This window comes from Limnospira platensis NIES-39 (genome assembly GCF_026000695.1).
Classification (GTDB): domain Bacteria; phylum Cyanobacteriota; class Cyanobacteriia; order Cyanobacteriales; family Microcoleaceae; genus Limnospira; species Limnospira platensis.
This window is the reverse complement of record NZ_AP026945.1, coordinates 4,290,779-4,303,746: the sequence shown is the minus strand read 5'-3', so window position 1 is coordinate 4,303,746 and position 12,968 is coordinate 4,290,779. Positions and strand designations below refer to the sequence as shown.

8 protein-coding genes and 1 rRNA gene are annotated in these 12,968 nt (G+C 45.4%); 2 read left to right on the top strand and 7 right to left on the bottom strand.

The window, feature by feature from the left end; all coding sequences use genetic code 11:
* Positions 1-174: 174 nt before the first annotated feature.
* The 3 genes from N39L_RS21255 to N39L_RS21245 form a co-directional block, all read right to left on the bottom strand.
* A complete protein-coding gene (locus N39L_RS21255; RefSeq protein ID WP_006617480.1) occupies positions 175-3,333 on the bottom strand; it encodes an efflux RND transporter permease subunit in 3,159 nt (1,052 codons plus the stop codon).
* Positions 3,334-3,524: 191 nt separating this feature from the next.
* A complete protein-coding gene (locus N39L_RS21250; protein ID WP_006617479.1) occupies positions 3,525-4,394 on the bottom strand; it encodes a Bpu10I family restriction endonuclease in 870 nt (289 codons plus the stop codon).
* A 6-nt stretch (positions 4,395-4,400) separates the two neighbouring features.
* Entirely contained in the window at positions 4,401-5,660 is a 1,260-nt protein-coding gene (locus N39L_RS21245; protein ID WP_231851978.1) for a DNA cytosine methyltransferase, read from the bottom strand.
* 153 nt (positions 5,661-5,813) lie between these two features.
* Here N39L_RS21245 and argZ point away from each other — a divergent pair, with 153 nt between their 5' ends.
* Positions 5,814-7,928, top strand: a complete 2,115-nt coding sequence (gene argZ / locus N39L_RS21240) for a bifunctional arginine dihydrolase/ornithine cyclodeaminase (RefSeq protein ID WP_006617477.1) — start codon at positions 5,814-5,816, stop codon at positions 7,926-7,928.
* Positions 7,929-8,072: 144 nt separating this feature from the next.
* Here argZ and rrf read toward each other — a convergent pair.
* The 3 genes from rrf to N39L_RS21225 form a co-directional block, all read right to left on the bottom strand.
* Positions 8,073-8,189, bottom strand: a 5S ribosomal RNA gene (gene rrf, locus N39L_RS21235).
* A gap of 131 nt (positions 8,190-8,320) precedes the next feature.
* A complete protein-coding gene (gene bioD, locus N39L_RS21230) occupies positions 8,321-9,037 on the bottom strand; it encodes a dethiobiotin synthase (protein WP_006617476.1) in 717 nt (238 codons plus the stop codon).
* A 9-nt stretch (positions 9,038-9,046) separates the two neighbouring features.
* Positions 9,047-11,023 carry a serine/threonine-protein kinase gene (locus tag N39L_RS21225; protein ID WP_014276302.1) on the bottom strand — a complete coding sequence of 659 codons (1,977 nt, stop codon included), beginning with the start codon at positions 11,021-11,023 and terminating at the stop codon, positions 9,047-9,049.
* Positions 11,024-11,374: 351 nt separating this feature from the next.
* Here N39L_RS21225 and N39L_RS21220 point away from each other — a divergent pair, with 351 nt between their 5' ends.
* The gene (locus N39L_RS21220; RefSeq protein ID WP_043468481.1) at positions 11,375-12,367 is read left to right on the top strand and encodes a ribose-phosphate pyrophosphokinase; all 993 of its coding nucleotides are present in this window, start codon (positions 11,375-11,377) and stop codon (positions 12,365-12,367) included.
* Positions 12,368-12,468: 101 nt separating this feature from the next.
* On the opposite strand, the gene N39L_RS21215 is transcribed toward N39L_RS21220, so the two are convergent.
* The gene (locus tag N39L_RS21215; RefSeq protein WP_006619568.1) at positions 12,469-12,951 is read right to left on the bottom strand and encodes a GNAT family N-acetyltransferase; all 483 of its coding nucleotides are present in this window, start codon (positions 12,949-12,951) and stop codon (positions 12,469-12,471) included.
* Positions 12,952-12,968 lie beyond the last annotated feature (17 nt).

Below are 12,968 nucleotides of genomic sequence, written 5' to 3'. Positions count from 1 at the left end.
CACTACCACCCCCTCTGGTTTAACTATGTTGAATAAAAAATCAAGCGTATAGCCATATCAACCCCAACGATACCATTATAGCTTAGGGCTGATGATTTGTCAACCTTTTACTGAAAAATCGGGCGTTTTTTTTAGGTGTTGAACAAAAAATCATCTAGCCCAAAATCAGGGTGATTATTCTTTGATAGAAGCCATATTTTTGGGCATTTTTTTAGCAGGTGATACGCGCCGCCGTTTAGGTTTAAAGGGATTTTTAAGCCAGTTTTGGAACCCATCAACATAGGTAAACCAAACGGGAACGACGACCAAAGTTAAGAGGGTAGATGTAGTCATTCCACCAATAACAGCGATCGCCATAGGACTGCGTACCTGAGAACCTGCGCCCCACTCCAAAGCAATAGGTAACATACCAGCGATGGTAGAAAAAGTGGTCATCAAAATAGGTCGCAGTCGGGAACATCCAGCTTCTAGGACTGCATTAAATCGAGACATTCCCATCTGTTGATTAGCCATAGAACAATCGACCAAAAGGATGGCATTTTTAGTGACCAAACCCATCAACAGAACAATACCAATGAGAGCAAATAAGCCCAACTCTTTTTGAGTAACCATCAAGGCTAGTAATGCGCCGCCGAGGGATAGAGGTAAAGCCATCAAAATGGTAACGGGGATAATAAAGTTGTTGTAAAGCAATACGAGGATGGCATAAATTCCCAAGACAGCTAAAGCCAAAGCGGAGAGAAAGCGGGTGAAGACATCAATCATAATTCTAGCATCACCTTCGGACTGCTGTTGTACATCAGGCGGTAGGGGGTTCATAGCTGGTAAAGCCTCTACCAGTGCGAGAGCATCACCCAAGGAAAGACCTTCTAAATTAGCCTCTAATTGTACTTGTCGGGAACGGAAATAGCGGTCAATAGTAGCGGGACCGCTACCGATAGTAATATCAGCGACAGCAGAGAGGGGAACTAATCGACCATCCTGGGTAGGTATGCGTAAATTTTCGATCGCCTCAAAATCATTGCGAAACTCCTCAGCCAATTGTACTCGGATAGGAATTTGGCGATCGGGTAAGTCAAACTTAGCCAAATTCGACTGGTTATCACCCAAGGTAGCTAATAAAGCGGTGCGGGCGATCGCCTGTACAGAAACGCCCAAATCTCCAGCCCTTCTAGGGTCAGGACGAATCAAGATTTCCGGTCTGACCAAACTAGCGCTAGAGGTAACTTCTACGAGTCCGGGAATTGACCGCATTTGGCTTTCCAAAGCATTAGCAGTTTCTAACAAAGCATCGGGGTTATCACTACTAAGAACAATAGATAAATCCTTGCCGCCGCCACCTGCACCCTGGGACTGAAAGCTAATTCTCGCGCCAGGAATTTGAGCAAAACGGGTTCTCATTTGTGTTTCAAATTCCGCCTGGGATATCTCCCGGTCATCGGAGGGGACTAAATTTACAGACAGGGTAGCTTGGTTAACTTCTACGACACCTTCCCCACGATTTCCCAAGACTGCTAAAACGTTGTCAACGGCGGGATTTTCGGCTAAGTGGGCGATCGCTTCTTGGGTGGTAGTTTCCAATTCGGCTAAAGTGGAACCGGGCGGTAATTGAAGGGAAATGGTACTTAATCCAGTATCTCCACTACTAAATAAGCCTTTGGGGATGAGGGGGACTAATTGTAAACTGGCGATAAAAAAGGCGATCGCTAATAACAGGGTAGTGATGCGGTGTCGCAACGACCAAGCCAAAAGGCTGCGATAGGGAGAGAAGCGCCGCCGGGTGTGATTAGTGTCAGTTTTGGGAGGTGTTGATTTTTGTTTAAGTAACCTAGCGCCCAATAGGGGAGTCATGGTACAGGCGACTAGGGTAGAAAACATGGTAGAGGTAGCTACTGTAACTCCAAAGGGTTGGAAAAATTGACCGGGAACCCCTCCCATAAAAGCGACGGGAAGGAAGACAGCGACAATGGTGGCGGTGGTGGCGACTACGGCTAACCCAATTTCGCGGGAAGCGTCAATAGCAGCTTTAAAGGGAGGTTTACCCATCTCAACGTGCTGATCTATATTCTCCATCATACAGATAGCATCATCTACTAGGTTTCCCATGGCTAAAGCTAGGGCTAATAGAGTCATCCCATTGAGGGTATAATCAAACATCCGCATCACCAGGAAGGTGGGTAAAATCGATAAAGGTAAGGCGATCGCCGTAATTAAAGTTGGTCGCCAGTTTCGCAAAAATACACCGACGACCACCACGGTTAAAATGGAACCGATAACTAACGCATCCACTGAGGCTTGATAGGACTCGCGAATAGAATTAGCCCTGGTGACAATTAGTTCTAGGTTAATGTCTTCTGGGAGTGTTTTTTGTAGGTCTACCACGCGCTCGCGAATACCTTGTTCTACTGATACTAGGGTGCTTCCGGTACTGCGGAGGACGGAAAAGCCGACAACAGGAGTACCAATTTCACTGTTAGACTCTAGGGGAAAGTCTGCAAATTTGGCGACTTGGCGGACTTCTGCTAAACCATCGGTAACCGTGCCAATACTGGACAGGGGAACTGAGTTACCATTGGGGAGTATAATTGGATAGTCTCTTAATGCTTCGACGGTTTGGGCGCTTCCGAGGGTGCGGATACTTTTTTCACTACCGCCTACTTGCGATCGCCCTCCGGGAAGGTTAATATTAAAAGCACGAATTTGGTCGTTAACTTGGGTGGTGGTGATGCCTAAACTTTGGATGCGATCGGGGTGAAGTTCGACGCGAATTTCTCGGTCAACTCCTCCGAGTCGTTGAATTTGGGCGACACCAGGAACGTTAAGTAAGGCGCGGCTAATAGTGCGATCGACAAGATCGCTAAGTTCTTCTACTGAGCGGGTGGGTGATGTTACCGCATAGGTCATAATCGACCCGCCCGCAAATCGCAGACGCTGTACAATAGGATCGTTAATGTCTTGGGGTAGGCTTTGGCGAATTTGAGCGATCGCATTACGGACATCATTAGTAGCGCGATCGCTATCGGTTCCCAAAACAAAACTCACGGTAGTGGTAGATACTCCGTCTCTGACTGTAGAGGTAAGTTGGTCAATATTTCCTAATCCGGCGATCGCATCTTCGACCTGTTTTGTCACCTGATTTTCCAATTCATTAGGACCCGCACCCGGTTGTGTAACTGTCACCGTAACCGCCGGAATATCTATATTAGGAGTATCATCAATTCCCAGTTGAAAAAAAGACATCAACCCCACCAGCGTCAGGATCAAAAACAGCACCAAAGTGGGAACAGGTTGTCGAATCGACCATTCGGAAAGATTAAAACTATTTTTAGCCATAATTTATTGATTAATTTACAGTCATCTAATCTAATCGGTTTGGGTTGTCAAGGGAGAAAAGTATAGTCTGAATTGTAGCATATCATAGCATACAAACGCGGAAAGATTCACCTCCTTGCGAGTTTAATAATGATATGGGATAATTAGGGCAGGGACTCGGGGAAGCCAGAGGAATTGTCATAGCCAAGATTTTAGAGTAAAAAACCACGATTTAAACCATCTGATATTCCTCCCTCCCAGTCGGAAATCAGAAACTCTCGTACTTTCAGAAATAGATGTTGTACTACATCAGAGTATATAGGATTTTTCTGATAACTCTCAAGATATCTAAATTCTCTATCAGTATTTTTTTGTTTTCGCAAAATATAAATTTGATCAATTTTATATTTTCTCAGATTCACCGAGTCAGTAAGTTTGAGCCATTCTGCCACTACAATATACATAGCATTGGGATTTTTATACTTGAGTTGTTCAGCCGCCGTAGAAATATCTTGCAGCATCGTCTTATCTAAATAGGTTTTGCATGCAATCGCTACAGCAGGAATATCCCAATTGTGTGTTTCTACGACCGGAGAACCTTCACATTTCATTTGTGTTTCCACACTAACTCCAATCGCAAAGTCATGGTCTTTTATCTCAATTAAAGCATAGGGCTTTTTCAGCATTTCTTGATAAGAAGGTGGGCGAAAAAATACATCTTTAAAAGAGTGAGCTTTTCCCAGCAGTGCATGGGGAGAAATTTCTTGAACCAAATCTCTAAATAAGTAGTACATAAACTCCTCTAATACCGAAGAATGTAGATTAGACCGAGAATCGAATTTAGCAGCATAGTGTTGCTGATCTAAAAAATCTTTATAATCATTGAGGATTTTTACTCGTTCATCCATGATTACCAAGTCATTTGGATGTGCTTTTGAACCGGGACCTATCAGGGATTGATTAGCAGATTTCCACTGCTCATAATGTAATCTAATTTCCGCCAAATAACGCCGAGATTCATCGTCTCTATATTTGGTTTTATGGTTTTCTTTTTGGCTAATATTTTTACCGTGAACAAACATATTATTTTAAAGTTGTTTAAAGAGATTTTCCGCTATAGCTTTTGCCATTAAAGGGGGAACAGCATTACCAATTTGATTATATTGGCATAGATGCTTTTCCGCCAATCTACCCTCACGCTCTAAAAGTTTGTGACTGACAACAGTTGGCTTACCTTTGAACACATACCAATCTGGAAAAGACTGTATTCTCGCACCCTCCCGCGCCGTAAAATTGCGATTTTTATAAGGATGAACAAAATTAGCATAAAAGGAAGCTGGTATAGTGTTGCATGGTTTATATGGGGACATTCTTCTATTATTTTGGTCATAGATTTTATCAGAAAACTGATGGCTATTTCTTTTGAGGGGGCGCAAATGATTAGGTACATCAGATGTCGAGTCTCCCCAGCCCATTGATGCAAAACGCTGAACTAATCGCTGAGAATGTTTCATAGCTTTATGATTAAAAACCCTATCAGAACCATTCCTGAGAATCTGTTGATATTCATGATCTGGACATTTATTATATTCCATTTCTTCTGCTCCTTCCCCCGCATCAATATCGGGTAAGTCTGAGATAGCCTCCCATAGACTTGGGCATTTCTTTAGATTATGTGTAAACAACTCTGTCTGATTACTTGTTGTATGTGTAGGCTGAGGAAATGGATGGGTAAGATCACATCTATGAGCCAGGATAAATAATCTTTTTCTGACTTGAGGAATTCCATAATCAGTAGCATTCAGTATTTGATAATTTACTTGATATCCTAGATGCCGCAATTTTGACATAATCAAATCAATAACTAGCTGTCTATTGGTGGTTTTAGCTTTAATTAAATTCGGGACATTTTCAATAATGATAATCTCCGGCTGTAGCAAACTGCTAATTCTGATTAAATCCTGAAACATATAATTTCTAGAGTCTTGGCGATCGCCTTTATTTTGATTGCAAATAGAAAAGCCTTGGCAGGGAATACCTCCCAAAATGATGTGAGGTTTAATCTCCCCAAAAGTGTCAAGGATTTGTTCGTCAGTTATCCCTTTAATATCACCTTTAATTAGATGAGCATTTGGATGATTAAATTGAAATGTCTCACCAGCCCATTCATCGATTTCAATAGCACCAATAATGTGGGCTCCCGCCCACTGGAATCCTAAACTGAACCCTCCGGCTCCAGCAAATGTATCTAACACAGAATATTTCATGTTTTGGTAGTTGGGTGTGCAATGACTGGAGATAGAAGTGCGATCGTCCCCAGCACCTAGTCTAGCATTTGCAGTTGGCAATGGGGAAAGTGTGTTGCTACGTCCGGCCATGTTAGAATAATAAGTCGGCTTGACTATGGCTAAACTTGACCACTTCTAAAACACTTGTCAGGTGTGGGAGTGGTTTTTGTGGTTTAGTGGCTGTGATGTGTATATCTACCAATTAGCTTAATTATGACTGATGCGATTCGCTTTCTCATGTGTCCCCCAGATCACTATGATGTAGATTATGTGATCAACCCGTGGATGGAGGGTAACATTCATAAATCATCCTACGATCGCGCTGTAGAACAATGGCAGAAACTCTACCATACCATTAAAGATCATGCGATCGTCGATCTAGTGCAACCAGAGAAAGGTTGGCCAGATATGGTGTTCACAGCTAACGCCGGACTGGTATTAGATAAGACTGTGGTTCTCAGTCGGTTCTACCATAAAGAACGCCAAGGAGAGGAACCTTATTTTAAGGCTTGGTTTGAAAGCCAAGGATTTACCGTTCACGAACTCCCCAAAGATCTCCCTTTTGAAGGCGCAGGAGATGCTTTATTAGACCGTGAAGGCCGCTATTTGTGGGCGGGATATGGTTTCCGGTCTGAACTTGACTCTCACTCCCTGTTAGCCGAATGGTTGAATATAGAAGTCCTATCCCTGCGATTAATGGACGATCGCTTCTATCACCTCGACACCTGCTTTTGTCCTCTGACAGGGGGTTATTTGCTGTACTATCCCCCAGCTTTTGACTCATATTCAAATCGTCTCATTGAACTGCGGGTTCCCCCAGAAAAACGCATTGCTATTGATGAACCAGACGCGGTTAATTTCGCCTGTAACGCCGTCAATATTAACCAGACGGTGATTATGAACAAAATCAGCGATAACCTCAAATCAAGGCTATCTGAAGCCGGATTTAATGTCGTTGAAACTCCCCTGACCGAATTTCTGAAAGCGGGAGGGGCGGCGAAATGTTTAACTTTGCGGGTAACTGAACCCATCATCGAGGATCGCCATGCTGCGACCCAACTCGAAAGCCGCACAGTCTGTTTACAGGGTCACTTATTAGATGCAGGTTTAATTAACCGCGCCTTAGATCTAGTCGTCGAAGGCGGCGGTAGCTTCCAAGTCCAGAATTTTAATCTAGGGGAACAGCGCCAAAGCACCTCTACCGCGCAAATTAAAATCTCGGCTCCCTCCCATGAGGTCATGGAAGAGATTATGAGTCAACTAATTGATATCGGCGCGTTTTCTCTACAAGAAGATGTTCAAGATGCGAAACTGGAAACCGTCCATCAGCATGGTGTCAGTCCCGATGATTTCTATGTGACTACTATTTATCCCACAGAAGTACGCATCGCTGGTGAGTGGGTCCTCGTTCAAAATCAGCGCATGGATGGGGCGATCGCTGTTACCGAAGGACCCTCAGGACCGATCGCCCGTTGTAAATTATTGCGCGATCTCGAAGTTGGCGAAAAAGTAGTTGTCGATGTTATGGGTATCCGCACTATCCGCAAACCTGAATCTCGCGAACAGCGTAATAACCAGGAATTTGGCTTTATGTCAGCCGGGGTTTCTAGTGAACGCCGCGTAGAATTGATCGTCGAACAGGTAGCCTGGGAAATGCGCCAAATTCGCGATCGCGGTGGTAAAGTCGTCGTAACCGCTGGTCCTGTCGTTATTCACACCGGAGGATCTCAGCATTTATCTCACCTCATTCGCGAGGGTTATGTCCAGGCTTTATTGGGCGGAAATGCGATCGCTGTTCATGATATTGAACAGTCCATGATGGGAACCTCTCTCGGTGTCGATATGAAACAGGGAGTCGCCGTCAAAGGGGGACACCGCCATCATCTCAAAGTCATTAACACTATTCGGCGTTGCGGTAGCATTGCTAGTGCTGTCCAACAGGGAGTTATCACCAGTGGTATTATGTATGAGTGTGTCCGCAATGATGTTCCCTTCTCCCTGGCGGGTTCTATCCGCGATGATGGCCCTCTACCTGATACCCAGATGGATTTAATTCAAGCACAGCAGCACTATAGCCAGTTGCTACAAGGTACAGACATGATTATCATGCTCTCTACCATGCTTCATTCCATCGGTGTCGGTAATATGACTCCATCTGGCGTTAAAATGGTCTGTGTGGATATTAACCCGGCTGTGGTCACAAAATTAAGCGATCGCGGTTCCGTTGAGTCTGTGGGTGTAGTCACTGACGTGGGGCTGTTCCTCAGCTTGTTGGTCAAACAACTAGACCGCCTAACCAGTCGCTATGATGCCAAAACAGCAGTCTAACCATCCATAATTAATTACACTATCGCGCCAGTCTCCCCCGATCTAATCATCTCATCGGGGAGATGCTCATATTCCCATACCCCACCAAAACAAACTAGGACTTCCTACCGTTTACCACTGGCGGGAAGTCCTAGTTCATAATTATCCTGGCATCTTGCTATTTTCCCAGGCAGCTACCCGCCAAGTATCTTCGCCGTTTCAGCGTTTCACATCCGAGTTCGGGATGGATCGGTGTGGTTCCACTGAGCCATAGACACCAGGAAAGCTCTACAATCTTTCTCTGGTTGCGATCGCTTTAGCGTTTCGTCGCTTCTCTCTCTCGCACAGTTATTAATAGTAGGGGATAGTTCAGGAAATGTCAACCCCTAAATCAAACTTTTTTTGAGATTTCCTCAAACCCCTGATATACAAGGATTTCCCGCCCATCTGATCGGCAAAATCGCCTCCAAATCTAATTGGGCGGCGACTTGGGCTAATTGTTGCAGGTCCGTGGGATTGTCCAAATAGGGCATCACACCCAAAACCGGAATTTGGGTCAGGGAGGTAATCAGATCCGCCGGAGTCCAATTCTCAACATCCTGGGGTTCTGTCGGTTGAAGACAGTTAAGGACAATGCCGCGCAAATTTACTTTAGCCTGTCTAGCCAGGGCCACATTAGCCACAGCCTGAGCGATCGCCCCTAGTCGCACAGGAACCACCAAAACCGTTGGTAAAGCCCAATCCCGCGCCAAATCAGCCACAGTCAATTCCCTAGTTACAGGGGAACCCAAACCTCCCAAGGCTTCCACCAGCACCAAATCTCGCTCTTGCTGAAGGTTGACCAAAGCTGACCAAGCCTGACTGAGTTCGACCTGGCGATTTTCCTTTTCCGCCGCCAAGGGGGGAGCCAGGGGTGCATCAAAATAAATCGGTGCGATCGCCTCTAGGGACTGTTCCGGCCAAAATAGGCGTTGATACAATTCGCGATCGCCTATTCCCGATTGAATTGGTTTGAGTACACCCAGACTCACAGACCTTTGGTAACTTTGAAAATAGGCAATTAACGCGCTAGTTAAAACCGTTTTTCCGGCTTCCGTATCAGTTGCAGTAATCAGCAGGGTATTTTTCACAATTAACTACTATGGCAAAATTAGTTTATCGAGATTCTTAACCTCATTATTCCCCATACCATCTACCTCCGTCTCTGATTCAGGAAAGAAAGTTGGCGGTTTTTCCGATGGTTTAGGGTTCCCACTCAGATCAAGATTTCTCTCTGTGTTTTCCGGCTTGGGTTCCGGTTCGGGTTCCGGCTTAGGTTCCGGCTTGGGTTCCGGTTCCGGTTGTGGTTCCGGCTCCGGTTGTGGTTCCGGCTCCGGTTGTGGTTCCGGTTCCGGTTGTGGTTCCGGTTCCGGTTGTGGTTGCGGCTCCGGTTGTGGTTGCGGCTCCGGTTGTGGTTGCGGCTCCGGTTGTGGTTGTGGTTGCGGTTGTGGTTGTGGTTGTGGTTGTGGTTGTGGTTCTGGTTGTGGTTCGGGAATGATAGGAGGTAAAGAGTTAATCAATTCCAACTCTAGCGTATATTGACTTTCCGACAATTCTGGGAGAGTTTCCAAGATGATAGTATAGTCACCATCAGCAAATAAAGGACCCTGCCAAATTGATACCCCAGTCGCGCGGGAATTAACCGGGTTGTTGTCAGGTCCCAGCAATGTCAGTAACACACCATCACCAGTAACAGACAGATAAAGCTGTTGTCCTTCCGTAGCCGATAGGAGATATTCAGATATTTGATTGGCGGCGATCGCCCCTTCAACAACAGTAGTATCTCCCGGCGTGACATCTAAGCGTCTAGTTAACACTTCCGGTGTCGGTTCCGGTTCCGGTGTGGGTGTCGGTGTCGGTGTCGGTGTCGGTTCCGGTGTCGGTGTCGGTTCCGGTGTCGGTGTCGGTGTCGGTCTAGGTCTAGGTCTAGGTCTAGGTTCCGTTTCAACAGTAGTAATCGGGTCTGGGTCTGAAGTTGACCCAGTAGAATTTAGTAAATAGCTCACCAAACTCCAAGAACCATAACCCGCGATGATAGCCACAGCAATTCCCGCCGAAATAACAGCAACTGGGTTATTCCAGAAAGACTGAAGGGAAGGGGTAGAGATCACCGGAGTAGTTTGATGATTAGACCCCGATCGCATAGACACAGGAGACCCCACCGCCAGAGTTTTGAGTCCTGATAAATTCGGGTCAGTAGTGGGGGGAGTCGGTATAATGCCAGAGAGATTATTGAGAGCCTGTTGTACTTCCCTAGCCGACTGATAGCGATCGCCAGGATTACGGCTCAACATTTTATTGAGAACCGCCGCCAGTTGAGGAGTCACAGTAGCCCAAGGTTCCCACATCCAGGTTAGATTTTGTTGGTTAATTAAATCTTGAGGTTCCCGTCCCGTCAGCAGAAAAATCGCCGTTACCGCCAAAGCATACAAATCGCTACTGGGGGAAACCTTCCCCGTTTGCATTTGTTCAGCAGGAGCATAACCCAATTTTCCCACCCTAGTTTGACCCACCGGCTGAGTTTGACCCGGAGACTGAATATAAGTCGCCTGTTCAATCACTACCCCAAAATCAATCAAAACCGGAAGCTGATCGCGATCGCGGCGGATAATATTATCCGGGGAAATGTCGCGATGAATAATATTGAGGCTATGGAGATGCTCCAAAACTGGTAGCATTTGCTCAAGGAAAGTTATCACCTCAGCCTCAGCAAAAGTGCGAGGTTGACCAACAGGGGCATTTTTCCGGTCTTTGAGCAGCGCATAATAGGTTTGACCCTCCACATAGTCTTGAACCAAAAACAAGCGCTGATTTTCCTCAAAAACCGCCCCAAACTTAGGAATTTGCGGGTGTTGGATTTGGTAAAGCACCTGAGCTTCCCGCCTAAATAGTTCTTTAGACTTTTCCCAAGCATAGGTCCCCATTTGCACCGGGGTAAATTCTTTTAACGCGCAATACTCATTAAAGCGACCGAGATCTTCAGCCAGATAAGTTAAGCCAAACCCACCTTGACCCAAAACCCTGATCAAGCGGTAGCGATTTTGTAAAACAGTCCCTAGTGGAATAGCCGATTGCATAGAATTCATACTTGTCATGAGTTACAAATTAACAGATACATCAAGGCCAGGCCCTCAAAAAGTCTTGATTATGCCCCCTAATTGGTGTTTAACAACATTTTTAACCATGTTTCCGTGAGCCTTCCCTTTCCGTCCTTGCATTATTGGTCTAGTCTGGTCTGATCAACTTACCCATAACCTGTATGTTGAGCCAACCTCGCCCCAACTTGGTTGAGCATATCATCAACAACCGTCGCCACCTGTTCCCATCCTTTGATAAGGAGAGTTACCCCTGAATGATAGCCAATTTAACTGTTTCCTGGGCTACTAAATAATGATAAAATTGCTAGGAATGAACTGCGAGGAAATGCCGTGATCCGTTCTGCCACTCTACCCCTTCCTCATTCTGAGGCACTAATGACCGACCACAATCGACTAAGATTGTTTTCAGGTTCTGCCAATACAGGTTTAGCTACCGAAGTGAGTCGCTATCTGGGCATTGATTTGGGGCCAATGGTTCGCAAGCAGTTTGCGGACGGAGAACTTTACATCCAAATTCAGGAGTCCATTCGAGGCTGTGATGTCTACCTAATTCAACCCTGTTGTCATCCAGTCAATGATAATCTGATGGAACTCCTAATTATGATTGATGCTTGTCGTCGAGCCTCTGCTAGGCAAATTACGGCGGTAATACCCTATTATGGCTATGCTAGGGCAGACCGCAAAACCGCCGGCCGTGAATCGATTACAGCCAAACTGACCGCTAATTTAATCACCGAAGCTGGTGCTAGTCGGATTTTAGCCATGGACTTGCATTCGGCACAAATTCAAGGATATTTTGATATTCCCTTCGACCATGTTTATGGTTCACCTGTTATTTTAAACTACCTAGCTAGTAAACGACTATCTGATATTGTCGTAGTATCTCCAGATGTCGGAGGTGTCGCTCGTGCTAGAGCTTTTGCTAAAAAACTCAATGATGCACCCCTGGCGATTATTGATAAGCGCCGTCAGTCTCATAATGTGGCAGAGGTTCTCAATGTCATTGGTGATGTTAGAGGTAAAACAGCGGTTTTGGTTGATGATATGATTGACACAGCCGGGACTATTAGCGAAGGCGCTCGCCTCCTCCGGGAAGAGGGTGCTAGGCAGGTTTATGCCTGTGCTACCCATGCGGTGTTTTCTCACCCAGCTATTGAACGTCTGTCTACGGGGGTTTTGGAGGAAGTGATTGTGACTAACACTATCCCCGCTTCCCCGGATAAAACTTTTGATCAGCTGACTGTGTTATCGGTTGCTAATTTACTTGGTGAAACTATTTGGCGCATTCACGAAGATAGTTCCGTTAGTAGTATGTTCCGCTAATTGACCAATTTTTAGCTTTGGCGGCGGGAAAGCTCCCGACTCTACCGGAAAGGCTGAGTGTGGCATTCAGAACCGCCGCCGGGTTTGCATAGGTCTCTATACTAAGACAAAGTTTTTTTGTAAATGCGATCGCATCGTCGGGTTTCTACTCCCGTTGTCGGTTGATAGCCATGATTTTCATAGAGTTTCACGGCTTCCGTTAAAACCGTTGCAGTTTCAATCCAAATCTCCTGAAATCCTCGTGTGTGAATTTGTTGTTCTAATTGGGTTAATAAATATTTGCCTAATCCTAGACCTCGGACCTGTGGCTGTAAATACATTTTGCGAACTTCCACGGCATTTGTACCACGATTAATGGGATAATAAGCAGCAGTTCCGACTAGGTTTTGATGTTGTTCTACTACCCAAAATTCCCCATTCTTATTAAGATAATACTTTTCGACTTCCCAGACATCCACATCAGCGCCTTCCGGTTCACAAGTTAAACGATATTCAGCTAAGACGGAGGCGATTAAGTCTTGAACAACTTGGCGATCGCCTGATTCCCAGGAACGAATTATAAAATCTTTATATACTTTTCTCATAACCGTTAATTCGGTGA